The organism is Paraburkholderia tagetis, assembly GCF_022213065.1.
Taxonomy (GTDB): Bacteria; Pseudomonadota; Gammaproteobacteria; order Burkholderiales; family Burkholderiaceae; genus Paraburkholderia; species Paraburkholderia tagetis.
Map to the genome: position 1 here is coordinate 337,988 of NZ_JAKLJA010000003.1, position 23,102 is coordinate 361,089.

Sequence of the window (23,102 nt, forward strand, 5' to 3'; positions counted from 1 at the left end):
CCTCAAGCGCGTCCGAGCCCAAGCTCTTCGTAAAGCCGGTCGACGCGCGTCTTCACGTCCTGGGTCATCTCGATGGCGCGGCCCCATTCGCGGTCCGTTTCGCCGGGCCATTTGTTGGTGGCGTCGAGGCCCATTTTCGAGCCGAGGCCCGCAACCGGCGACGCAAAATCGAGATAGTCGATAGGCGTATTTTCGACGAGTACCGTGTCGCGCGCCGGATCGATGCGTGTGGTGATCGCCCAGATCACTTCCTTCCAGTCGCGGATATTCACGTCGTCGTCGACCACGACAATGAACTTCGTATACATGAACTGGCGCAGGAAGCTCCAGACTCCGAACATGACGCGTTTTGCGTGCCCGGGATAGCTCTTCTTCATCTGCACGATGGCCATGCGGTAGCTGCAGCCTTCGGGCGGCAGATAGAAGTCGGTGATTTCCGGGAATTGCTTCTGCAGGAGCGGCACGAACACTTCGTTTAGCGCGACACCGAGCACAGCCGGCTCATCGGGCGGCTTGCCTGTATACGTAGAGTGATAGATCGCGTCGCGCCGCATGGTGATGCGCTCGACCGTGAAGACGGGAAACCACTCTTGCTCGTTGTAATAGCCGGTGTGGTCACCGTAGGGGCCTTCGAGCGCGTGCTCGTATGCGGCGCTCGCACCCTTGGTAGGGCGCGGCGGCGCGCCTGCGGGCGCGGGGGCTGACGCACCGTCCTGAGCACTGGTTTGCGCGTTGTTTTGCGCGCTGTTTTGCGGATAGATGAAGCCTTCGAGCACGATCTCCGCGCGTGCGGGAACCTGGAGCGTGTCGACGCCGGGCGTGATGCACTTCGCGAGCTCGGTACGGCCGCCGCGCAGGAGCCCCGCGAACTGGTACTCGGAGAGCGTGTCGGGCACCGGCGTGACGGCGCCGAGGATGGTCGCAGGGTCGGCGCCGAGCACGACCGCGACCGGGTAAGGTTTGCCAGGGTTCTGCAGCGCGAATTCGCGAAAGTCGAGTGCGCCGCCGCGGTGCGCGAGCCAGCGCATGATGAGCTTGTTGCGCCCGATGAGCTGCTGGCGGTAGATGCCCAGGTTCTGGCGCGTCTTGTTGGGCCCGCGCGTGACCGTGAGACCCCAGGTGATGAGCGGGCCGGCGTCGCCGGGCCAGCAGGTCTGGATCGGCAGCTTCGCGAGATCGACGTCATTGCCTTCCCAGACGATCTCCTGGCAGGGCGGGGCGTTCACGGTCTTGGGCGCCATGTCCCAGACGGCCTTGGCGAGCGTGAGCAGCTTGCCTGCGTCCTTCAGGCCGCGCGGCGGCTCGGGTTCCTTCAGCGCGGAGAGCAGCCGCCCCACGTCGCGCAGCGAGTCGAGCGCCGCGCCGTCGCCGGCGCTCTCGGGGGCGTCGATGCCCATGCCGAGCGCGACGCGCCGCGGCGTACCAAAAAGATTGCCGAGCACGGGGAACGCATGGGTCGCGCGGCTCTCGAAAAGCAGGGCGGGACCGCCGGCGCGCAGCACGCGGTCGCAGAGCTCGGTCATTTCGAGCACCGGGGAGACGGTCTGCGGAACGCGGCGCAACTCGCCGATCGTCTCCAGGCGACCGACGAAGTCGCGCAAGTCTTTGTATTTCATCGGGATAGGGTCGGAGCCGCAGCGCGCGGCGGGGGCAGAGGCAAGTCGATTGTCGATTTTACCTGTGTTACTTGACACACGCTGTCAGTCATATTGGGTCACCGGCCGCAGACGCTCACAGCACGTGGGCTCGCCCGAATTGAACACCGTTCATTATTACAAATAGTTATAGTTTTGACATTTTATAGTGTTGACGATCTATTAGAGCCTGCTAGAATCCGTCCACACTGGTTGCAGGGCTTGCAATTTTTAACCACCTTCCCGGTCCTTCAGACGCAACGCGTCGCCGTTTAGCCGACCCCCTGCACGGTTTCCCCACGGTCTAGATTGGTTGTCTTCGCCGGCGCCGCTTTGCGCCGGCTGTTCGCGTGAGAACTCCCCACGCGCGCCCAAGGCGTGCCCAGCAGTTCGGAAGGAGTTCCACCTACGGCGTTCTTGCCGTTTTCCCGACATCGCTGCCGCACCAGCCAGGGGGCGCGATGTCTTGATCCCGCGATTGGCCATTGGCCTCGCGCCGACTTCGGTCGCTGGATCATGCAACATGGGAGATCCGTTAGATGAATACCTGGTTATCGTGGTGGCGCGCCGATGAGCGTTTCGCTCCGGGGCTGCGTGCGCTACTGCGACGTGGCACGCGTCTGAGCCATCACCTGTTCAGCATTGTGGGCGGTTGCGCCGTCCTGGTTGCGCTCGCTATCTGGCTGCTGCCCTCGTGGCGCGGCACGGTGGCTGCGCGCATGATGCCCTTTGTTTCCGCTGCCGTGCAGGCAGGCCCCGCGCGTCTGCTGCAGGGCAATCCGCTGCCCTCGTTCGTGCCGCCCAGCGTTGCGGCGAACGAAGACAGCAATGCCGCCACCGACGCTGCGGCGCTGCCCACGGCGCTGCTTCCCGAGGCCGGCGCGCGTGCCGCGAACGTGACGCCCGCCGGCTCCAACGGCACCGTGGACCACGTCGCGAACAGCGTTTCCAAGGGCGGCATGGCCACGCTCGACGCGGTCACGCTCAATGGCCTCGATCCGCGCTCGCTGCCGAGCGTCGGTACGCTGGCGCGCATGATCCCGTCGCAGCGCATCACGCCCGACGCCCGCGACGACCGCGTGCTGGTTTCAGCACGCGAACAGGCGCTCGTTGCCACCTTTATCTCGCGCCGCTATCGCGTGGCGCAGGAGCCAGTCGGCGAACTCGTGAAAGCCGCCTTCGACACGGGCCGTGAAGTGGGTCTCGATCCGCTGCTGCTGCTCGCGGTCATGGCGATCGAGTCGGGCTTCAACCCGTATGCCGAGAGCGGCGTGGGCGCGCAAGGCCTCATGCAGGTCATGTCGAAGGTCCACTCGGACAAGTTCCAGTACTTCGGCGGCCAGAGCGCGGCGCTCGATCCGCTCGCGAACATCAAGGTTGGCGCGCTGGTCCTGAAGGACTGCATCGCACGCGGCGGCTCGCTGCCGGGCGGCCTGCGCCTGTACGTGGGCTCGACCTCGCCGGACGACGGCGGCTACGGCGCCAAGGTCATGGCCGAGCGTGGGCGTCTGCGCGACGTGGCTCGCGGCCGCAATGTGCCGATCAACGCGCCGCAGGCGCCCGTCACGACCACGGCCAGCACGTCGGTGCAGAAGGTGGCGAGCACCAGCGGCGAGAAGCGTGTGCACGTGACGCTCGACAACGCGCATGCGCTGGTGGAGAAGTCCTCGGCAGCTGGGAATTCGGCAGCCGATCAGGATGACGCAAGCAACAGCGCCAGCACGGCGGCCCAGAAGCACAGCCAGTCCGAGCTCGGCGCGTAATATATCGGTCAGGTATCGCCCAGGCTCCGACCAGCAGGAAAGACCGAACGATACGAAAAAGGCACCCGACGGTGCCTTTTTTCATTTCTGCCGGCATGTAGCGGCAGACGGAGAGTGGGATCGAAAGTGGGATCGAAAGCGGGAATCAGCGGTTGAACAGCGTCCGCAGACGCCCGACGGCTTCTTCGAGCCGCTCGTAGGCCGTGGCATAAGAGAGGCGCACGTATTGGTGCGGCGCGGCTACGCCGAAGTCCATGCCCGGCACCATCACCGTGCCCGCGTCGTGCAGCATGGCGCGCGTGAGCGCGTCGCTGTCGCCGGCGGCCGGGTGATTGACGTTCGTGCAGTCCGCGTAGACGTAGAACGCGCCGTCGGGCATCACGGGCACCGTGAAGCCGAGCGACTCGAGCGCGGGCGCGATGAAGTCACGGCGGCGCTTGAACTCTAGCCGGCGTGCTTCGTAGATATCCAGCGTTTGCGGCTCGAAGCAGGCGAGCGCCGCATGCTGCGCGAGCGCCGACGCGCAGATGAAGAGGTTTTGCGCAAGCTTTTCAAACGCGCCGACCAGGGTGGGCGGCACCACGAGCCAGCCCAGACGCCAGCCCGTCATGTTGAAGTACTTCGAGAAGCTGTTCACGGTCACCACGTCGTCGCCGAAGGAGAGGGCAGAGACGGGGTGCGCGTCGTAGCTCAAGCCTTGATAGATCTCGTCGATGATCGTGAAGCCACCGCGTGCGCGCACGGCCTTCACGATGCGCCCGAGCTCGTCGGGCTCGATCGACGTACCGGTGGGGTTGGACGGCGAGGCGAGCAGGACTCCACGCGTGCGCGGTGTCCACAGGCGCTCGACGTCTGCGGCGGTGAGCTGGAAGCGTGCTTCGGGGCCGCTCGGCACGAGCACCGGCTTGCCTTCCGCGGCGGCCACGAAGTGCCGGTTGCACGGATAGCACGGGTCGGGCATGAGCACTTCGTCGTCGCGGTCGACGAGCGCCGTGCAGGCGAGCAGCAGCGCTGCCGAGGCGCCGGCCGTCACGACGATGCGCGCCGGATCGACCTTGAGGCCGTACGCGTGCTCGTAATGCGCGGCAATCGCTTCGCGCAGCGCGTGGATGCCGAGTGCGCTCGTGTATTGCGTGACGCCGCGGCGCAGCGCAGCGGCGGCGGCCTCGACGACGGGCTCGGGCGCCGTGAAGTCCGGCTCGCCGATACCCATATGGATAATGTCGCGTCCGGCGCGCTCGAGTTTTGCGGCCTCCTTCGCCAGTTCCATGACGTAGAAAGGCTGGATCTCGTCGACGCGCGCGGCAAGCCGCAGCAGCGGTTCGGCAACGGTGTTCATGCGGGTGTTTCCAGTGCTTGCAGGCGATGCGGCGCGCGGGAAGCCGGGGGCCGATGGCCTGGCTTCGCGCGCCTTGTACCACTACAACGCCACGACAACGATTACGACTTGCGGGCGGCTTGAGCCTCGGTGGGGCGCAGTTGCGCCGCGAGCTTGTCGAGCACGCCGTTCACGTACTTGTAGCCGTCCGAGCCGCCGAAGGTCTTCGTGAGCTCGACCGCTTCGTTGATAACGACGCGATACGGAATGTCGACGTGGTGCTTGAACTCGTAGGTAGCCACGAGCAGCACCGCGCGCTCGACGGGCGAGAGCTGCTCGATCGGACGATCCAGACACGGCGCGATGGCGGCGGAGAGTTCCCCCGATTCGCGGATCACGCCGTGCAGGAGGGCGTCCAGATGCTCGTGGTCGGCCTTGTCATAACCCTGCGAACCGCGCAATTGCGCGTCGATCTCGCCGGCGGGCACACCCGACAGCAGCCACTGATACAAGCCCTGCGTGGCCAGTTCGCGGGAGCGGCGGCGCGCGCTCTTCATTGCTGTTCCTCTTCGTCTTCCTCGTCTTCTTCGTCATCGCCACCGTCGAGCTGCTCCAGCGCGACCGTGAGGTTCGCCATTTCGACAGCGACGCGTGCGGCGTCACGACCCTTCTCGGTCATGCGCGCGACGGCCTGCTCGTCGTTCTCGGTCGTGAGGACCGCATTGGCGACCGGCACGCCGAAGTCGAGCGCGATGCGCGAGATGCCCGCGCCGCTTTCGTTGGAGACGAGCTCGAAGTGGTACGTCTCGCCGCGCACGACCGCGCCGAGCGCGATCAGGGCATCGAACTGGCCGCTTTCGGCGAGCTTTTGCAGCGCGAGCGGGATTTCCAGCGCGCCCGGCACGGTGACGAGCAGCACGTCTTCGCCCGTGACGCCAAGGCGCTCGAGTTCTTCGATGCAGGCGTCGACGAGGCCGTTGCAGACGGGTTCGTTAAAGCGCGACTGAACGATGCCGATGCGTAGTCCGTCGCCGTCGAGATTCGGTTGGTATTGTCCGATTTCCATGTGGTGTCCGTAGGTTCGGTTGAGCGTGGTGACGCGTGAAGTGGGGCCTGCGGCTTAATGCGCTGCGCGGTCGGCCGTTTCCGGCGGACACGGTGCCTCAGCTTCGCTGCCAGGCATCGGCACGAAGCCGGTGACTTCGAGACCGTAGCCCGACATGCTGCCGAGGCGGCGCGGCTTGGAAAGCACCTGCATGCGGCCCACGCCGAGCTCGCGCAGGATCTGCGCGCCGATGCCGTAGGTCTTGAAGTCCACGGGCCGGCGGGCGAGCGCCTCCGCGCGCTCCTTCTGGTCGAACGCCTTGAAGACGTCGATCAGATGTTCCTTGGTGTCGCCGCAGTTGAGCATGACGATCACGCCGAGATCGCGCTCGGCGATCTCGCGCATGGCGGCGTCGAGTGTCCACGAGTGCGTGGACGCGCCCGTTTCCAGCAGATCGAGCACCGAGAGCGGCTCGTGCACGCGCACCGGCGTGTCCTTGTCCGGTGTGGGCGTGCCGCGCACGAGGGCGATATGCGGCGTGCGCGTGGGGTGGTCGACGTACATGATCGCGCGGAACGTGCCGTGGGCGGTCTGCATGGTGCGCTCGGCCACGCGCTCGACGATCGACTCGGTGCGGCTGCGGTAGTGAATCAGGTCGGCGATGGTGCCGATCTTGATGCCGTGCTCCTTGGAGAACTCAATGAGATCGGGCAGGCGCGCCATCGTGCCGTCGTCCTTGATGATCTCGCAGATCACGGCCGCCGGCGTGAGGCCCGCGAGCGCCGTGAAGTCGCAACCCGCCTCGGTGTGGCCCGCGCGCACGAGCACGCCGCCAGGCTGCGCCATGATCGGGAAGACGTGGCCGGGCTGCACGATGTGCTCGGCGCGCGCGTCGTGCGCAACGGCCGTCTGGATCGTGCGGGCGCGGTCGGCGGCGGAGATGCCGGTGGTGACGCCTTCGGCCGCCTCGATGCTCACCGTGAACGCCGTGCCGTACTGCGTGCCGTTGCGATAGGTCATGAGCGGCAGGTTGAGCAGTTTGCAGCGTTCCTGTGTGAGCGTGAGGCAGACCAGGCCGCGCCCGTACTTCGCCATGAAGTTGATGGCTTCGGGCGTGACGAATTCTGCTGCGATGACGAGGTCGCCCTCGTTTTCCCGGTCTTCTTCGTCGACGAGGATCACCATCTTGCCGGCTTTCAGCTCGGCGATGATTTCAAGGGTGGAGGCGAGCGTCATGGTGGGATTCTGGCTGGAAAGCGCACATTTTACGCCACGCGGGCGGGCGCGTCGCCCAGAACGGAGGGCGCGCGCGGAGTTTTGAGGCTGGCGCACGCCCAGGCAGGCCCGCCGGCGTTGAGCATTTGCTGACCCGGCGCGGATCGAGCGCGCACGAGAGTTGGCCGAACGGCCAGCTAGCCCTTGCGTGGTGCCGTCGCGACAATAGTAACGGTTGACGTTATTAACGCAAGGCGTTACTATTCATGTCGTTTACATCATTTGCCTGCCGGGACACCGCCTCGCTCTTTGCGGGGCGCCGCCCGGCAACCGGCTGGAGCCTTTGAGCGGCGACCTCGCGGGGGCGTACAGCATCCGCATCAATGCGCAGTGGCGCATCTGCTTTTGTTTCGCTCACGGCGAGGCCTCGCAGGTCCGCATCGTCGACTATCACTGAGGAGCATGGCCATGGCACGGGAGGTCGCGCTCGCCACACCCGGAGAAGTCCTGAACGAAGACTGGCTCAAGCCGATGGGCATCAGCCAGTACGCGCTCGCCAAGGCGATTGGCGTACCGCCGCGCCGCATCAACGAGATCGTGCTCGGCAAGCGCGCGATCACCGCCGACACGGCAGTGCGGCTCGCGGTTTATTTCGGCACAGACGCGCATAGCTGGATGGAGTTGCAGGCGCATTACGACACCGAAATCGCGCGCGAGACGCTCGCTGACATACTCGCGAACATTCAGCCGCATGCACGCGCGGCGGCGGCCTGAGCGCCGCCGCCGTTTTGCCAGCCGTTTTGCCCGCGGGTTTGCCCGCATCCTTGCTCCCAGGTTGCACGGAGGTTGCGGTGCCCCGGAAGTTCAGCGCAGGACCCCATCGGCGGCGAGTCCCTTTGTGAGCCCCAGCGCCTGACGCTCGAACAGGCGCCGGTACAGCCCGTTCTCGCGGCGCACGAGCTCGTCGTGCGTGCCTTCCTCCGCGACGCGCCCGCGCTCCAGCACCAGCAGCCGGTCGAGTGCGCGCACGGTCGAAAGCCGGTGCGCGACCACGACCGTCGTGCGGCCCTCCATCAGCCGCTCCATCGCCTGCTGGATCAGCACTTCGCTTTCGCTGTCGAGGCTCGAGGTCGCTTCGTCGAAGATCAGGATCGGCGCGTTCGCGAGGAATGCGCGCGCAATCGCGACGCGCTGGCGCTCGCCGCCTGAGAGCTTCACGCCGCGTTCACCCACGAGCGTGTCATAGCCCTTCGGCTGCGCCATGATGAAATCGTGCGCGCTCGCGAGCTTCGCCGCGCGCACGATCTCGTCGTGGGTCGCGCCCGGTCGCGCATAGGCGATGTTCTCCGCAAGCGAGCGGTGAAACAGCACCGGCTCCTGCTGCACGATGGCAATCTGCGAGCGCAGCGACGCCTGCTGTATCTGCGCGATGTCCTGGCCGTCGATGGTGATGCGGCCGTCGGACACGTCGTAGAGGCGCTGGATCAGCTTGATGAGCGTGGTCTTGCCGGAGCCCGAATGGCCGACGAGACCCACGCGCTCGCCTGGCGCGATACGCAGTGAAAGATTCGCGTAGAGCGGCCGCTCGTGCGCGCCGTAGCGGAACGTCATGTTCTCGAAGCGGATGTCGCCACGGTCGATCACGATGGGCGGTGCGTCCGCCTTGTCTTCGACGCCGGGCGGCTGGGCTTCGAGCATCACGAGCTCTTCCATGTCGTTGACCGAGCGCTGCAGGTTGCGCACGTGCATGCCCACGTCGCGCAGATAACCCTTGAGCAGGAAAAAGAGCGTGAGCGCAAAGGTGATGTCGCCCACGCTCGCGAGCCCGCGCGCCCATAGCAGGAGCGCCGCGCCGAGAATGGCTGCCTGCATGGCCACCAGCAGCGCGCCCTGGACGCCGCCGTTGAAGGTGCCGCGCCGCCAGGTGCGACGCGTGCGGCTGTCCCACTTGGCGATCACGCGTGCGAGCCGCGCCTCTTCGCGCGTCTCCGCGCCGAAGGCCTTGACGACGGCGTTGCACGAGACGGCGTCGGCGAGCGCGCCGCCCATCCTGGTGTCCCACTGGTTCGCAAGCCGCGCGGAAGGCGCGACGTAGAAAAGCGAGAGCGAGACGGTGATCGCCAGATAGAGCGCCGAGCCGACCCCGACCACGAGGCCCATCACGTGCCATTGCAGCGCAAGCAGGACGGTCGAGCCGACCAGCATCACGAGCGACGGAAAGAGGGCGACGAGCAGCGTGTCGTTGAGCAGGTCGAGCGCCCACATGCCGCGCGTGACCTTGCGCACGGTCGAGCCGGCGAAGCTGTTCGCGTGCCAGTCGGTGGAGAAGCGCTGCACGCGGTAAAAGGCGTGCGTCGCGACCTCGCTCATCATCCTGAGCGTGAGCACGATGATGTTCTGGAATGCGGCCTGGCGCATGAGCGTGCCAGTGAGCCCGAGTGCCGTCAGCGCCCAGAACGCCACTACGGCGGCGTGCCAGGCGGCGGCGTTGCCGCTCGCGGCGTCGTGCGCGAGCGCGTCGACGAGATGGCCGGCGTAGTGCGGCGTGAGCACATCGGCGAGCGCGCCGAGCAGCGCGGTGAGCGCAACTGCGCCGACACGCCCCGGCTGGCGCGACCAATGCCGGAACGTGAAGCCGAGAACATGGCGGAACGTCTGTCCGCCGGAAACGAGTTGTTTGTCTTGGTCTGCCATGGACAGATGCTTCGGGCGCGGCCCGAAGACGCTTCAGGAATGCGGTGAGCGGGAAACGAGGTCTGGGCGTTCTGGCACTTCATGCCGAACGTCAATCCTCGAAATCGCTGGAAAGTGGCGCGGCGGCCAGAAAACCGCCAAAAACGCGCCGTGCGGTGCTGCGGACGCGGTCAGCGTGCCGGAAGCGGGGCGTGCGTGACGTGTGGCATCACCCGAACCGGTGGCATGACGGCGACCATCGCGATTACAGCCATCTTTGCCTCCTTCATTGGGTTCGGGTGGGAAATGCGCGGCCAGCCGAAGGGCGGGCGCGGGGGAAATGGGACGGATTTTATCAGTGATGCTGAAGTTGCGCTGGCGCGGTATTCGGGGACACGGAGGCATATCCAAGGCGGCGACCAAACACGGACATTGCCCAACGCCTGATTTTCTCGTCATAGACGTGCAATACCAGCGTCGCCAGTGCGCAGGATGCAACGACGCAGACGACTGTCGTCGCGAGCGGATGATTCCGGCTCATGGCGGACAGCACGGCGATATGCTTGACGATACGCAGCAGCGGATGATGTATCAGGTACAGCGGATAGGAGATATTGCCAAGCCACGTCAACACGCCGGGCAACGCTATGGGCTGCGAATTGGCTCCGATGGCAACAATGACCGGGAAGACGAGGAGGGAACACGCTGCGTGATAGACCCAGGTGGGATGCATGTCGATAGATAGTGTTGCGATTAACATCGCAATTACCACGGCAGCAGGGATCGAAGGCAGCTTTTTATAGATCTGGAGTCTGCAGATCAAGGTGCCCGCCAGGAAGGGGTAGCAGACTCGCACGAAACCGAACGCGAATGCGTTCCAGTCGTTGAAACCAACAGCGTCCAGGCCGTTGTAGTTGTACGAGACTTGCACGAGCGCCAAAGCGGAGACGATCAGAAGAACGTAAAGAAATGCGAGACTGCGACGCGGAAACATTGCGTAGACGATGTTGGCGAAGCATTCGAAGAACAGCGACCACATAGGATTGCTTACTGGGTAAGCCTGAAGTCCGAAGAACAGGCCAGCTGGAATGAGCAGAAAGGCACTCATCACCTCGACAAGAACGTCAAGGCCAAGGCCACCGCGATGCAGTGTGCCCATGACGAACACGCCTCCTCCAAGCGCAGCACCCAGGAAGATCAGTGGATAGAGCCGAAGCGCGCGCCTGGCCACAAATTCGCCCAATGACATGCCGGCATCGAGCCGGCTTCCGTAGGCATGGGCAACAACGAATCCGCTTAAACAGAAGAAAAAATCGACCGCCAAGGCCCGAGCCTCAATGGCTGGTTGTCCATTGGCGACTAGCTGAATGGCATGAAGGCAGACCACTGCGATAGCGGCGACACCGCGCAGCCCATCCAGGACAATGAAATGTGGCCCGTTGTATGCGCTGCGCATATTCTCTATTCCCGAATCATTGCAGGACGAAGGCTCTATTTCATGCCTAAGTGCGCGGGATCAGTGTTCTCCACCGCACCATATGAACCGCATACCTGGACTGGAACTGAGAAGCTGAGGCTGACATGCAAATTCCGGCTCTGTCGAATGGGCCGAAGAGCGAATTTTGGAGACCTGACGGTAATACCAACCGCAGAAAACGGTCGCATACGGTCAGAAATACCGCCGCCAAATCGCGAATTAGCGAGGTCGGGAGGCGGCGGTAGACAATGGATTTTAAAAAACCGGACTATTTCAGCGGCTTAGCGCTCTCTGGAGATGCACTGAGCATCCGCTCCACATACCGCGCAATCAAATCGATCTCGAGATTCACCTTCGCGCCCGCCACGAGGTGCTTGAGCGTGGTCACTTCGACCGTGTGCGGGATCAGGTTGATCGAGAATTCACAGCCGTCGGCGCGGTCGTCCACGGAGTTCACGGTCAGGCTCACGCCGTTGACCGTGACCGAGCCCTTGTAGGCGAGATAACGGCCGATCTCGGCGGGCGCGAGAACGCGCAGCTCGTGCGATTCGCCCACCGGCGCGAAGCGCGTGACGGTGCCGAGGCCGTCCACATGGCCCGACACGATATGGCCGCCCAGGCGATCGTGCGCGCGCAGCGCCTTTTCAAGGTTCACTTCGCCCGTGTCGGCAAGGCCCACGGTGCGGTTCAGGCTCTCGCGCGAGACGTCCACGTCGAAGCGGGTCGCCGACCTTTCGATGACGGTCATGCATGCGCCCTGAATGGCGATGCTGTCGCCAAGCTGCACATCGTCGAGGTCGAGGCCGCCCGCGTTGACGGTGAGGCGCACACCCGCGTCGGCGTCGCTGCCGAGCGGCTTGATCGATTCGATGCGGCCCACGGCCGCGACGATTCCGGTAAACATCTGGCTGTCCTTTGTGTTCAGTGCGTTCAGTTCGTTCGAAAGAATCATGATGCGTCTCCCTGCGCGGTTGCATCCGCATCGAGGTTCGTATTCGAGCCATCGTGCACGAGGCGCGCGAGGATGCGCAAATCCTCGCCAATGCGATCGATCGTATGGAAGGCGAGTCGCATGCGCCCATCGAGCTTCGCGGGCGCGGCAAGGTCGAACATGCCGAGCGCGTTCGTGCCGAGCAGCGAGGGCGCGAGATAGACGAGTAGTTCATCTACGCAGCCTTCGCGCAACAGCGACCCATTGAGCTTGTAGCCGGCTTCCACGTGCAATTCGTTCACGCCGCGCGCGGCCAGCTCGCCGAGCATGGCGGGCAGGTCCACCTTGCCGTGTTCGTTGCCAAGCGCAACGATCTCCGCGCCGCGCGCGCGCAGCGTCTCGGCGCGCTCGGCATTGGTGTCGTCGAGCGCGGCGCAGAACACGAGCGTGGGCGCACCCACGAAGATCTGCGAGAGCGGCGAGGCGTCGAGGCGGCTGTCGATGAGAATGCGTTTGGGTTGGCGCGGCGTGTCGATCGCGCGCACGGTCATGCGCGGATCGTCTTCCTTCACGGTGCCGATGCCCGTGAGGATGGCCGAGGCGCGTGCGCGCCAGGCATGGCCGTCGGCGCGCGCGGCTTCGCCCGTGATCCACTGGCTTTCGCCCGAGGGCAGGCCGGTGCGGCCGTCTAGCGATGCGGCGACCTTCATGCGCACCCAAGGGCGCTTTCTCGTCATGCGCGAGACGAAGCCGATGTTCAACTCACGCGCTTCGCTGGCGAGCAGGCCGCAGCGCACTTCGATGCCCGCGTCGCGCAGTATCGCGAGGCCGCGTCCCGAAACGAGCGGGTTCGGGTCCTCCATGGCCGCGATCACGCGCGCGACCTTCGCTTCGATCAGCGCATTGGCGCAGGGCGGCGTGCGGCCGAAATGGCTGCACGGCTCGAGCGTGACGTAGGCGGTGGCGCCGCGCACTTCGTGGCCGCGCGCACGTGCGTCCTTCATCGCCTGGATTTCGGCGTGATCGTGGCCGGCGGGCTGCGTGAAGCCTTCGCCGATCACCACGTCGTCCTTCACCAGTACGCAGCCGACGCGCGGGTTCGGATCGGTCGTGTACAGACCGCGCACCGCAAGGGCGAGCGCGCGCTCCATGTGGGCGAAATCGGCTTGCGAAAACATGTCGTGCTGGCTCCGGAGCGGATCGGGTAAGGGAGGCGGGGCAGGTGCCCCGCCTGCGGCTGACTGCGGACTGATTACGAGCAGACTGCAGCGTGATTGGCGTGCGCGTTACTGCTCGGCGAACGCGCGGCGCGCAGCGGCAATGGTCTCGTCGATGAGCGCGTCGTCGTGCGCGCTCGATACGAAGCCCGCCTCGTAGGCCGAAGGTGCGAAGTACACGCCCGCGTCCAGCATCTGATGGAAGAAGCGGTTAAAGCGCGTCACGTCGCTCTTCGTGACTTCCGCGAAGCTGCCCGGCACTTTGTCTGTGAAATAGAGGCCGAACATGCCGCCGACCGAATCCGCGACGAACGGCACGTTCGCTTCGCGTGCGGCCTGCGAGAGACCTTGCGCCAGACGCGCGGTCTGTGCCGTGAGCTTCTCGTAGAAGCCCGGCGCCTGGATGAGCTGCAGCGTCTTCAGGCCTGCCGCCACGGCGATCGGGTTGCCCGAGAGCGTGCCCGCCTGATAGACGGCGCCGTTGGGTGCGAGATGGTCCATGATCTCGCGGCGGCCGCCGAACGCCGCTGCCGGCATGCCGCCACCGATCACCTTGCCCAGACACACCAGGTCGGCCTGAACGCCATACAGCGCCTGCGCGCCGCGCAGGCCGACACGGAAGCCGCACATCACTTCGTCGAAGATCAGCACGCTGCCGTGCTTCGCCGTGAGGCTGCGCAGCGCGCCGATGAACTCGGGCGTGGCCTTTATGAGGTTCATGTTGCCCGCGACCGGCTCGACGATCACGGCGGCGATCTCGTCGCCGAACGCCTTGAACGCTTCTTCGAGCGCCGCGACGTTGTTGTACTCGAGCACTGTCGTGTGCTTCGCGATGTCCACCGGCACGCCCGCCGAAGTGGGGTTGCCGAACGTGAGCAGGCCGGAGCCCGCCTTCACGAGCAGGCTGTCGGCGTGGCCGTGGTAGCAGCCCTCGAACTTCACGATGCGCTCGCGCTTCGTGAAGCCGCGTGCAAGGCGCAGCGCGCTCATGGTGGCTTCGGTGCCGCTCGACACCATGCGCACCTGCTCCATCGACGGCACGATCTTGCAGATTTCCTCGGCGATCTCGATTTCGGCTTCCGTGGGCGCGCCGAACGAGAAGCCGTTGGCGAGCACGCGCTGCACGGCTTCGAGCACTTCGGGGTGCACGTGGCCGACGATCATCGGGCCCCACGAGCCGATGTAGTCGATGTAGCGCTTGCCTTCGGCGTCCCAGACGTACGCACCTTGCGCGCGTTCGATGAAGCGCGGCGTGCCGCCGACCGAGCGGAACGCGCGCACGGGCGAATTCACGCCGCCCGGAATGGTGCGCTGGGCGCGTTCGAAGAGGGCCTGGTTCGTGGACGAGGTGTTGGACATGAGTGCTGGACCTGCGAGAGTGGTGTTTGCGGTGGCGTGAACAGGCGCGCAGCAGGCGGGGCCTTGATGCGCCGACGCTCGGGCCCATGCGGCTCGGGGCCGGCCAGATGAGGTGCCGGACCAGGCGCCAGCGATGGGGCGTTTATGCCGAAATTGTACCGGACTCGCGCCGAATGGGCCGTGGGGGCACTGGACGGCGCGCGTCCGGCGGCCGGCCCGGCGAGGGTGTCGGAGCGCCAGGCGCAGGCGGTGCCGGTTCTGCATCGTCGGGTCGTAATGCGACTATGTATCGCGACTGTCACGATTACGCACCGGCCGCCCGGGCGGCATCGGCCGCGTGCATCGCCGCAACCACCGCCGCTGGCATGGGTCGCCGGCCGGTCAGCTCGGCCCAGCGTTTCTCCAGCGCGCCTTCGGCGATTGGCTTGATGACGGTGCCCGAACTCTGCGCATCCCATGTCTGCACGGAAAACGGATGGACGCGCAGCGCGTCGCGCGCAATGACGACGTTTTCGTTGGCGTCGACCAGCCAGTCGTACACGAAGTCGATGCACAGCCGGTAGCCGCGCTTGTACGTGGAGTCGGGCACCTCGTAGGGCGCGCGCGTCACGTAGCCGGAGCCGAAGAGCCCGCGCGGCTCGGCGGCGACGCGATGCAGGAATACGCGGTCGCCTGGCAGGATGCCGCGCGCAAAGCCGCTGCCCCATGTGTCGGCGACGGCCTCGCCTGCCTGCACGCGGCGCGCGAAGTCGGGCAACTCGGGCCAGGGCCACTTCTTGGGGCTCCAGATCAGCAGGTAGGCGCTCATGAACGAAGGTCGCGCCTTGTGGCGCGTTGCAGGACGAGAAAGGGCGCAGCTTAGCGCAAAGCGGGCGGGGAGCGGCATGGGCCGCCGCATGGATCCCCGATTGCCGCTGCCGCTCGGAGCGTGAGGTGCGGCCCTGCGGTGTGCCGAAAGCGAAAATTAAGCCTCGGGTACAATGCTCCGGCCACGTAGCCGCTTTTTCGCGTCGCATTTGCATCGCAACTGGGACGCAATCGGTCCATGCCGAAGCGGCCCAGAAAATCGAGACCGCGCCCCCGGCTACGGTCCGCTCCTGGTCGATCCCATGTCCCATTCCCCGCGACGCCGGCCCGATGGCCGGCTGATCCTGTTGCTCGGCGCGCTCGCCGCCTGTGGCCCGCTCGCCACCGACATGTACCTGCCGAGCCTGCCCGCCATCGCCCAGTCGTTCGGCGTGAGCGCGGCCGCAGCCGCCATGACGCTCACGAGCTTCATGGCGGGCTTCTCGGTCGGCATGCTGCTCTACGGCCCGCTCTCCGATGCCTACGGCCGCCGCCCCGTGCTGCTCGGTGGCATCGCGCTCTTCACGCTCGCGAGCATCGGCTGCTGGTTCTCGTACTCGGCAGGCGGGCTCACCTTCGTGCGCTTCTTGCAGGCGCTCGGCGCCGGAGCCGCCTCGGTGCTCGCGCGGGCGATCGCGCGCGACGCGCACGAGCCGTCCGACGCTGCCAAGGTGCTCTCGATGGTTGCCATCGTCACCTCGATCGGCCCGCTGCTCGCGCCGCTCATCGGCGGGCAGTTGTTGCTGCTCGGGGGTTGGCGCATCGTGTTCGTCGCGCTCACACTGTTCGGCCTGGCGTGCGGCGTTACCGCGTGGTTGCGCGTGCCCGAAACCTGGCCCGCCGAGAAGCGCGAAAGCGGCGCCGTGCTGCGCTCGTTCATGGCGTATGAGCGGCTGTTGCGCGACCCGCTCGTCTGGGGCCACATGCTGTGCGGCGGCATGGCGTTCGCGGCAATGTTCACCTATATCTCGGCTACGCCGTTCGTCTATATCGAGTACTTCCACGTTTCGCCACAGCACTATGGCCTGTTCTTCGGCGCGAACGTGTTCGGCATCATGCTCGGCAATTTCCTCAACACGCGCTTCATCGGGAGCATGGGCACGCTGCGCATGGTGTCGATGGCCTCGACGGTCAGCATCGTCGCGTCGTTTTTCGTCGCGTTCGTGTGCGTGACGGGGTGGGGCGGCCTGTGGTCGATCGTGGCCGGCCTGTTCTTCGTGGTGGGCGTGGTGGGCCTGCTCAGCGCGAACTGCGCGACCGACCTGATGTATCGCTATCCGAAGAACGCCGGCGCGGCGGCGGCCGTGTTCGGCGCGACACAGCTCGGGCTGGGCGCGTTCGCGAGCGTCGTGGTTGGCTGGTTTCCGGGCGTCTCGCCGCTCGGCATGGGCTGCACGATCGGCGCGTGCGGCGCGCTCACCTGGGTCGGCCGCCGTATCGTCGTGAAGTGGCACGGCCGGCCCGCGCCGGGTGCGCAGCAGGCGGCGTCGAACGCGTAAGCGCCGCCGCCAGTCACAAAATCGCCAGGCACCAAAGCGAACGGGACGCCGAAGCGTCCCCGTTTTACATTGCGTCATCCGTGCGCGCGCCGCTGGTTTGCGTCGCGCGCTCAGGGTCAATTGTTCGTCAATCGCTCGTCAGTCACTCGCACGCGCCGACGAAGACGCACCGTGGCTCAGCCAGTCGAGCACGGCGGAGGCATCGTCGTCGGCATGCTCGCGGGCCTTTTCGACTGCATTGCTCATATCCGCGTCCGGCGAGGCGCGACGGATCGCGACGCCCACCGCGAGGATGTCGATCATCAGCAGATGCAGGATGCGCGAGATCATCGAAAGCTGCGACTCGCGCATCTCGATGTGATCGGTTTCGAGCGCCACGGTCGCGCGCTTGGCGAGCGGCGTGTTGCTCGACGTGATCGCGATCACCTTCGCGCCGGCCTGCATGGCCACATCGAGCACGCGCAGCAGTTCGGGCGCGCGGCCCGACTTCGACACGGCCACGATCACGTCGCCCTTGCCGAGCAGCGCAGCGGACGCCGCCTGCATGTACAGGTCGCCGTAGGCAATGGTCGGGATACCGAAGCGAAAGAACTTGTAGTGCGCGTCCTGCGCGACGATATGCGAGTTGCCGAGCCCGTAGAACTCGATGCGCCGCGCGCCGTTGAGAAGCGTGATGGCCTCTTCCACGTGCTCGAAGTTCAGATGTTCGCGTAGCTGCAAAATGGCCGAGACAGTGTTGTCGAGCACCTTCGCGCCGAAGTCGGTGGCAGTGTCGCCCAGATGCACCTGGCTGTGGCTCACGGGAATCGTGCCCGTGAGGCCCGTGGCGAGCTTGAGCTTGAAGTCCGAGAGCCCCTGGCAGCCGAGCGAGCGGCAAAAGCGGATGACCGTGGGCTGGCTCACGTCGGCCTTGCGCGCGATGTCGACGATGGGGTCGTTGATGATCGAGCGCGGATGGTTGAGCGCGAGGTCGGCCACGCGGCGCTCGGCGGGCGTGAGCGCGTCGCGCATCTGGCGGATGCGCTCGAACACGGCGGAAGATCCACCGCCCGCGCGATTCGAGAGCTGTTCCGCGAGGATCGCCGAGACGCCGAGGAACGCCGGATACTCGGCGGTGATGACGTAGGTGGGGACGTTCGCGAGATAGGCGTCGAAACGGCCTTTGGCCTCGAAGCGCTGGCGAAACGACGAGCGCGCGAACAGCTCGCCCAGACGCGGCACCACGCCGCCGCCGATATAGATGCCGCCGAGCGAGCCGAGCGTCATCGCGATGTTGCCCGCGAAGCCGCCGAGAATGCCGCAGAAGCATTCGATGGTTTCCACGGCGAGCGCCTCGCCGTCGTGCGCGCGCTTGACGATCTCGGCCGGGTCGATGTTCGCGGCCAGCTTCTTCTTGTCGCGCGCGGCGAGCGCGCGATAGATCAGCTCGATGCCAGGGCCCGCGCACACGCGCTCGAACGACACGTGCGGCCACTTCTTGCGCGCGAACTGCAGCACGATATCCTCGCGCTCGTCCTGCGGCGCGAAGCTCGCGTGGCCGCCTTCGCTGCCGAGCGCGATCCAGCGGTCGTCGGCGGGAATCAGGCCCGAGACGCCGAGGCCCGTGCCCGGCCCGAGCAGGCCGATCACGCTGTTCTGGCGGCGCTGGCCGCCGCCCACCTGGGTGCGCTGCACGTCGGTCAAGCCGGGCAGCGCCATGGCGAGTGCGGTGAAGTCGTTGACGACCAGCAGCGTGTCGAAGCCGAGCGCGCGGCGCGTGGCCTCGATCGAAAAGGTCCAGTCGTGATTGGTCATGCGCACCTGGTCGCCGTCGACCGGGTTCGCGATGGCGATGGCCGCATGGTTCACGCGGCCGATCTTCGTGTCCTTCAGGTACTGCTGGATGACCTGGGCGACGCCCGGATAGTCGGCGCACGGATAGACGCGCACCTGGCCGATTTCGCCGGGGCGCGTCTCCAGCGCGAAGCGCGCGTTGGTTCCGCCGATGTCGGCGAGCAGCCTCGGTCCGTCGGCGTGCTGGCCCGCGCCAGGCGCGGATTTGTTAGGCGCACCAGTAGACATCGAGTCTCACTCCCTTGTCGTTCGCCAGCTTCGAGATGGCGTTGTTCTGTTCTGCCGCGGCGGCCTGTTGCAGCACGTCGAGCTTGCGCTGGCCCGCGATCAGCAAGAACAGGCGATCCATCTGGCGCAGCGCCTGCATCGACCACGAGACGCGGGCGTGCGGCGCCGCTTGCGGATGCACGGCCACGAACGGGCGCGCCGTGGTGATGGCTTCGTGCCACTCGGGGGCGTCGGCGAAGATCGAGGCCGTGTGGCCGTCCTCGCCCATGCCGAGCACCGCGACATTGGGCAAGAGGCGCTGCGGATCGGCGTTGAGCGCGGCCACGTGCGCGTCGAGTTCTTGCGTGACGTCGACGAGCGGCAGGAAGCGCGCCTGCGCCGCCTCGTTCTTCAGCAGCGTTTCGTGCACGAGGCGCGCGTTGCTGGCCGAATCCGTCTCGCTCACCCAGCGATCGTCCACCAGCGTGATGTCGGTGTGCGCCCAGTCGAAGCGGTGCGTCGACAGGGTTTCCAGAAACGGACGCGGGCTCGTGCCGCCTGAAACCGCGAGCGTCGCACGGCGCGCGCCGGTGCCGGGCGCGGCTGCAAGAGCGGTGAGCGACGCATGTAGCGCATCGCCCACGGCTCGCGCCAGCGCGTCGGATTGGACGCGCGGGTCGTCGAATACGTGAAGCTCGATCACTTCTCCTCCATGCTGCTTTTTTGTCGATCCGCGGGGATGCTCGCGGGGGTGTTCATCGGTCCGGTCAATTCTCTTCTTCGAGCCAGCAAGTGCCGTGCTGCGCCAGCATCGCGCTGGAGGCCGCCGGTCCCCACGTGCCCGCCGCATACGGCTTGGGCGGGCGCGGCGATGCGGCCCATTCGTTGAGGATCGGCTCGACCCATTTCCACGCGGCTTCCTGCTCGTCGCGGCGCACGAAGAGCGCGAGGCGGCCGTTGATCACGTCGAGCAACAGACGCTGATACGCCTCCATCTGGCCTTCGCGGAAGAACTGGTCGAACGCGAGGTCCAGATGAACGCTCGAGAGATTCATGCCTTCGCCGGGCTGCTTGGCGAGACAGTACAAACGAATATTCTCGTTGGGCTGCAGGCGGATCACCAGACGATTGGAGCCGGGCCGCAGCGCCGTCGGCCCCAGCGCCGAATGCGGCACGGGCCTGAAGTTCACGACGATTTCCGCGACGCGGTCGGCCAGACGCTTGCCCGTGCGCAGGAAGAAGGGCACGCCCGCCCAGCGCCAGTTCTCGATCTCCACATTGAGCGCGACGAAGGTCTCGGTGCGGCTATCGGGCTTCACGCCATGCTCGGTGGCGTAGCCCGGCACCTGTTGCCCGCGAATCACGCCCGCATGGTACTGGCCGCGCACGGCCACCTTGCTGATATCGGCGGGATTGATGGGCTTGAGCGCGCGCAGCACACGCAGCTTCTCGTCGCGCACCGAGTCCGAATCCATCGAATGCGGCGGCTCCATGGCGACGATCGAGAGCAACTGGAGCAGGTGGTTCTGCACCATGTCGCGCAGCGCGCCGGTGTTGTCGTAGAAGTCGCCGCGCGCTTCGACGCCCAGTTCTTCCGCAATCGTGATCTGGATGCTCTCGACCCATTCGCGGCGCCACAGCGGCTCGAAGAGCGCATTGCCGAAGCGCAGCGCAAGCAGGTTCTGCACCGGCTCCTTGCCGAGATAGTGGTCGATCCGGTAGATCTGCTCTTCCGCGAAGATCTCGCCCACGGCGTCGTTGATCGCATTGGACGATTTGAGGTCGTAGCCAAGCGGCTTTTCCAGCACGATGCGCGCGTTCTGATTCAGGCCGACCGAGGCGAGCGCGCGGCAGATCGGCACGAACAGGGACGGGCCGGTAGCCAGATAGAACACGCGGATGCCGGGCAGCGCCGCGATGCCGTCGCGCAGCGTGGTGAAGTCCTCGGCGCGCGAGAGGTCGAGCTTCACATAGACGATGCGCTCGAGAAAGCTCGCCCAGGCGCTTTCGTCCAGGCCGTTCTTCGAGACGTGCGGCTTGACGTGCTCGTTGACCCATTGGAGGTATTGATCGCGATCTTCCTCGTGGCGCGCGACGCCCACGATTCTCCCCGAGGCGGCGAGCATGCCCGAGCGGTGCGCCTCGAACAAGGCCGGCAGGATCTTGCGCATCGAGAGGTCGCCGGTGGCGCCGAAGAGCACGAACGTGAAACCTGAATCGGTAGGGCTTTGCATAGTCTCCGTCACAGTCCAGAAATGCCGCGGGAACAAGTTCCGACGAGGCTCGCGCGGGATGCGCCATCGAGCTCCGCTGGGCGGCCGTAGTCCGATAAAATTTTTTTTGACACTGAATTGTAGTTTAACTACAATCCAAATCAAGAGGTAACGTTCATTCGATGAAAAAAGCGTAGGCAAGCGCGGCGCAGCGTGGATTTGCAGCGATCCCGCAGATGCTTTTCCCGGCTTTTTCCCGGATGGGCGGAACGCCCCTCATGTTAACGGACAATGCATCCGTCCATGTACCTGCCCGGCGCCTCGACTGGCCGCGCGTCGCTCCAGCGAGCGCGGCCGGAGAAAATCAAAAGAGGAGACAGTCTTTGCATTTCGAATCACTCATCTCTTGAGCGTCCAGCGGCCGGACACCGGCCCGCGGCCCGCGCACGAACACGTGCGCGCGGCACTCCGGCGCCTGTCCGTCCAGTGTTTTGCCTGTTTTTGTGCCTGTATTAACCACACCGCACCCTGGCGATATCAGGGGCCAACTGTTTTTACTGATCAGGTGTCTGGAGGAGATAAGCAATGAAATTCCGAGCGATCATGGGCGCCCTGTGCGCCGCAGGTCTCATGGCCGGCGTCGCGACTGCGCAGGCAGCCGAGTCCCTCGAAGTGCTGCACTGGTGGACCTCGGGCGGCGAGTCGAAGGCTGTCGGCGTGCTCAAGGACGACATGCAGAAGCAGGGCTATGTGTGGAAGGACTTCGCGGTCGCCGGTGGCGCGGGCGCGGCGGCCATGACCGCACTGAAGACCCAGGTGATCTCGGGTAACGCACCCACGGCAGCCCAGATCAAGGGCCCGCTGATCCAGGAGTGGGCGGAGCAGGGCGTGCTGGTGCCGATCGATTCCGCCGCTGGCGACTGGAAGGCCAACCTGCCGCCGCAAATCGACAAGATCATGCGCGCCGACGGCCACTACGTTGCCGCGCCGTTCTCGGTGCACCGCGTGAACTGGCTGTGGATCAACAAGGCGGCGCTCGACAAGGTGGGCGGCAAGGCGCCGACCACGTGGCCGGAGTTCTTCGCGCTCGCCGACAAGCTCAAGGCCGCGGGCTACCAGCCTGTTGCGGCGGGCGGTCAGCCCTGGCAGGACCTGACGCTCTGGGAAGACGTGGTGCTCTCGCAGGGCGCGGACTTCTACAAGAAGGCGCTCGTCGACCTCGACCAGAAGACGCTGACTTCGCAGCAGATGGTGGGCGTGTTCGACACAGTCCGCAAGATTGAGTCGTATATGGATAACGGCCGCACGGGCCGCGACTGGAACCTCGCCACGGCCATGGTCATCAACGGCAAGGCCGGCATGCAGTTCATGGGCGACTGGGCCAAGGGCGAGTTCGAGGGCGCGAAGAAGGTGCCTGGCAAGGACTACGTTTGCGCGCCGGTGCCGGGCACCTCGAAGGCGTACACGTTCAACGTCGACTCGTTCGTGTTCTTCCAGCAGAAGGGTCAGAAGGCGGCCACGCCTGGCCAGGTCGCGCTCGCGAAGACCATCATGAGCCCGGCCTTCCAGGAACAGTTCAGCCTGTACAAGGGCTCGATCCCGGTGCGCCTGGGCGTGGACATGAGCAAGTTCGACGCGTGCGGCAAGCAGTCGTATGCTGATGAACAGGCCGCGATCAAGGCCGGCGGCTATATGCCGTCGCTCGCGCACGGCATGGCCCAGGCGGACGCGACGGCCGGTGCGATCACCGACGTCGTCACGAAGTTCATGAACTCGAACCAGGATTCGAAGAGCGCGGTGGAAGCGCTCGCGAAGGCCGCCAAGACCAAGTAAGCGAAGTCAGTCTGTGATGTCGTTGTAATGAAACAAGCG

18 protein-coding genes and 1 pseudogene are annotated in these 23,102 nt (G+C 65.7%); 5 read left to right on the forward strand and 14 right to left on the reverse strand.

The window, feature by feature from the left end; translation table 11 throughout:
* Positions 1-2: 2 nt before the first annotated feature.
* The gene (locus L5014_RS06730; RefSeq protein WP_238462795.1) at positions 3-1,616 is read right to left on the reverse strand and encodes a UbiD family decarboxylase; all 1,614 of its coding nucleotides are present in this window, start codon (positions 1,614-1,616) and stop codon (positions 3-5) included.
* Positions 1,617-2,173: 557 nt separating this feature from the next.
* Here L5014_RS06730 and L5014_RS06735 point away from each other — a divergent pair.
* Entirely contained in the window at positions 2,174-3,397 is a 1,224-nt protein-coding gene (locus L5014_RS06735) for a transglycosylase SLT domain-containing protein (RefSeq protein ID WP_238462796.1), read from the forward strand.
* Between the two features lie 145 nt (positions 3,398-3,542).
* Here L5014_RS06735 and L5014_RS06740 read toward each other — a convergent pair whose 3' ends face one another.
* The 4 genes from L5014_RS06740 to ribBA form a co-directional block, all read right to left on the reverse strand.
* The gene (locus tag L5014_RS06740; RefSeq protein ID WP_238462797.1) at positions 3,543-4,736 is read right to left on the reverse strand and encodes a pyridoxal phosphate-dependent aminotransferase; all 1,194 of its coding nucleotides are present in this window, start codon (positions 4,734-4,736) and stop codon (positions 3,543-3,545) included.
* Between the two features lie 101 nt (positions 4,737-4,837).
* Positions 4,838-5,272, reverse strand: a complete 435-nt coding sequence (gene nusB / locus L5014_RS06745) for a transcription antitermination factor NusB (RefSeq protein WP_238462798.1) — start codon at positions 5,270-5,272, stop codon at positions 4,838-4,840.
* Entirely contained in the window at positions 5,269-5,781 is a 513-nt protein-coding gene (gene ribH / locus L5014_RS06750; protein ID WP_238462799.1) for a 6,7-dimethyl-8-ribityllumazine synthase, read from the reverse strand. Before ribH ends, nusB begins: the two co-directional genes overlap by 4 nt.
* 54 nt (positions 5,782-5,835) lie before the next feature.
* Complete coding sequence (ribBA, locus tag L5014_RS06755) at positions 5,836-6,996, reverse strand: bifunctional 3,4-dihydroxy-2-butanone-4-phosphate synthase/GTP cyclohydrolase II (protein WP_238462800.1); 1,161 nt, start codon at positions 6,994-6,996, stop codon at positions 5,836-5,838.
* 295 nt (positions 6,997-7,291) lie between these two features.
* Between ribBA and L5014_RS06760 the strand changes: the two are divergent.
* A pseudogene (locus tag L5014_RS06760) lies at positions 7,292-7,432 on the forward strand (type II toxin-antitoxin system RelE/ParE family toxin); the annotation flags it as partial.
* 11 nt (positions 7,433-7,443) lie between these two features.
* Positions 7,444-7,749 carry a HigA family addiction module antitoxin gene (locus tag L5014_RS06765; RefSeq protein ID WP_238462801.1) on the forward strand — a complete coding sequence of 102 codons (306 nt, stop codon included), beginning with the start codon at positions 7,444-7,446 and terminating at the stop codon, positions 7,747-7,749.
* 90 nt (positions 7,750-7,839) lie between these two features.
* On the opposite strand, the gene L5014_RS06770 is transcribed toward L5014_RS06765, so the two are convergent.
* From L5014_RS06770 to L5014_RS06795, 6 genes are all read right to left on the reverse strand, one after another.
* Positions 7,840-9,669, reverse strand: coding sequence for an ABC transporter ATP-binding protein (locus tag L5014_RS06770; protein ID WP_238462802.1), 1,830 nt, complete (start codon positions 9,667-9,669; stop codon positions 7,840-7,842).
* 334 nt (positions 9,670-10,003) lie between these two features.
* Positions 10,004-11,104, reverse strand: a complete 1,101-nt coding sequence (locus tag L5014_RS06775) for an acyltransferase family protein (protein ID WP_238462803.1) — start codon at positions 11,102-11,104, stop codon at positions 10,004-10,006.
* Between the two features lie 289 nt (positions 11,105-11,393).
* Positions 11,394-12,029 (reverse strand): riboflavin synthase, encoded by a 636-nt coding sequence (locus L5014_RS06780; RefSeq protein ID WP_238462876.1) that lies wholly within the window; start codon positions 12,027-12,029, stop codon positions 11,394-11,396.
* A gap of 44 nt (positions 12,030-12,073) precedes the next feature.
* Complete coding sequence (gene ribD / locus L5014_RS06785) at positions 12,074-13,234, reverse strand: bifunctional diaminohydroxyphosphoribosylaminopyrimidine deaminase/5-amino-6-(5-phosphoribosylamino)uracil reductase RibD (RefSeq protein WP_238462804.1); 1,161 nt, start codon at positions 13,232-13,234, stop codon at positions 12,074-12,076.
* 108 nt (positions 13,235-13,342) lie between these two features.
* Positions 13,343-14,632, reverse strand: a complete 1,290-nt coding sequence (gene hemL, locus L5014_RS06790; protein WP_238462805.1) for a glutamate-1-semialdehyde 2,1-aminomutase — start codon at positions 14,630-14,632, stop codon at positions 13,343-13,345.
* 304 nt (positions 14,633-14,936) lie between these two features.
* Positions 14,937-15,440: a hypothetical protein gene (locus tag L5014_RS06795; protein ID WP_238462806.1), complete on the reverse strand. Its 504-nt coding sequence runs from the start codon at positions 15,438-15,440 to the stop codon at positions 14,937-14,939.
* A 301-nt stretch (positions 15,441-15,741) separates the two neighbouring features.
* On the opposite strand from L5014_RS06795, the gene L5014_RS06800 reads away from it, so the two are divergent.
* Positions 15,742-16,977, forward strand: a complete 1,236-nt coding sequence (locus tag L5014_RS06800) for a Bcr/CflA family multidrug efflux MFS transporter (RefSeq protein ID WP_238462807.1) — start codon at positions 15,742-15,744, stop codon at positions 16,975-16,977.
* Between the two features lie 138 nt (positions 16,978-17,115).
* Here L5014_RS06800 and L5014_RS06805 read toward each other — a convergent pair whose 3' ends face one another.
* The 3 genes from L5014_RS06805 to zwf all read right to left on the reverse strand — a co-directional run bounded on the left by L5014_RS06805 (position 17,116) and on the right by zwf (position 21,251).
* Positions 17,116-19,038, reverse strand: a complete 1,923-nt coding sequence (locus L5014_RS06805; RefSeq protein WP_238462808.1) for a bifunctional transcriptional regulator/glucokinase — start codon at positions 19,036-19,038, stop codon at positions 17,116-17,118.
* A complete protein-coding gene (pgl, locus tag L5014_RS06810; protein WP_238462809.1) occupies positions 19,019-19,720 on the reverse strand; it encodes a 6-phosphogluconolactonase in 702 nt (233 codons plus the stop codon). The genes L5014_RS06805 and pgl overlap by 20 nt, the downstream gene beginning before the upstream one ends.
* 64 nt (positions 19,721-19,784) lie before the next feature.
* On the reverse strand, positions 19,785-21,251 hold the full coding sequence (gene zwf, locus L5014_RS06815; RefSeq protein ID WP_238462810.1) for a glucose-6-phosphate dehydrogenase: 1,467 nt from the start codon (positions 21,249-21,251) through the stop codon (positions 19,785-19,787).
* 564 nt (positions 21,252-21,815) lie between these two features.
* Here zwf and L5014_RS06820 point away from each other — a divergent pair.
* A complete protein-coding gene (locus L5014_RS06820; protein WP_238462811.1) occupies positions 21,816-23,063 on the forward strand; it encodes an ABC transporter substrate-binding protein in 1,248 nt (415 codons plus the stop codon).
* Positions 23,064-23,102 lie beyond the last annotated feature (39 nt).

Bases quoted from the DNA above. Each gene is read 5' to 3' on its own strand.
- L5014_RS06730 (WP_238462795.1), bottom strand. From the start codon at position 1,616: ATGAAATACAAAGACTTGCGCGACTTCGTCGGTCGCCTGGAGACGATC.
- L5014_RS06735 (WP_238462796.1), top strand. From the start codon at position 2,174: ATGAATACCTGGTTATCGTGGTGGCGCGCCGATGAGCGTTTCGCTCCG.
- L5014_RS06740 (WP_238462797.1), bottom strand. From the start codon at position 4,736: ATGAACACCGTTGCCGAACCGCTGCTGCGGCTTGCCGCGCGCGTCGAC.
- nusB (WP_238462798.1), bottom strand. From the start codon at position 5,272: ATGAAGAGCGCGCGCCGCCGCTCCCGCGAACTGGCCACGCAGGGCTTG.
- ribH (WP_238462799.1), bottom strand. From the start codon at position 5,781: ATGGAAATCGGACAATACCAACCGAATCTCGACGGCGACGGACTACGC.
- ribBA (WP_238462800.1), bottom strand. From the start codon at position 6,996: ATGACGCTCGCCTCCACCCTTGAAATCATCGCCGAGCTGAAAGCCGGC.
- L5014_RS06765 (WP_238462801.1), top strand. From the start codon at position 7,444: ATGGCACGGGAGGTCGCGCTCGCCACACCCGGAGAAGTCCTGAACGAA.
- L5014_RS06770 (WP_238462802.1), bottom strand. From the start codon at position 9,669: ATGGCAGACCAAGACAAACAACTCGTTTCCGGCGGACAGACGTTCCGC.
- L5014_RS06775 (WP_238462803.1), bottom strand. From the start codon at position 11,104: ATGCGCAGCGCATACAACGGGCCACATTTCATTGTCCTGGATGGGCTG.
- L5014_RS06780 (WP_238462876.1), bottom strand. From the start codon at position 12,029: ATGTTTACCGGAATCGTCGCGGCCGTGGGCCGCATCGAATCGATCAAG.
- ribD (WP_238462804.1), bottom strand. From the start codon at position 13,234: ATGTTTTCGCAAGCCGATTTCGCCCACATGGAGCGCGCGCTCGCCCTT.
- hemL (WP_238462805.1), bottom strand. From the start codon at position 14,632: ATGTCCAACACCTCGTCCACGAACCAGGCCCTCTTCGAACGCGCCCAG.
- L5014_RS06795 (WP_238462806.1), bottom strand. From the start codon at position 15,440: ATGAGCGCCTACCTGCTGATCTGGAGCCCCAAGAAGTGGCCCTGGCCC.
- L5014_RS06800 (WP_238462807.1), top strand. From the start codon at position 15,742: ATGTCCCATTCCCCGCGACGCCGGCCCGATGGCCGGCTGATCCTGTTG.
- L5014_RS06805 (WP_238462808.1), bottom strand. From the start codon at position 19,038: ATGTCTACTGGTGCGCCTAACAAATCCGCGCCTGGCGCGGGCCAGCAC.
- zwf (WP_238462810.1), bottom strand. From the start codon at position 21,251: ATGCAAAGCCCTACCGATTCAGGTTTCACGTTCGTGCTCTTCGGCGCC.
- L5014_RS06820 (WP_238462811.1), top strand. From the start codon at position 21,816: ATGAAATTCCGAGCGATCATGGGCGCCCTGTGCGCCGCAGGTCTCATG.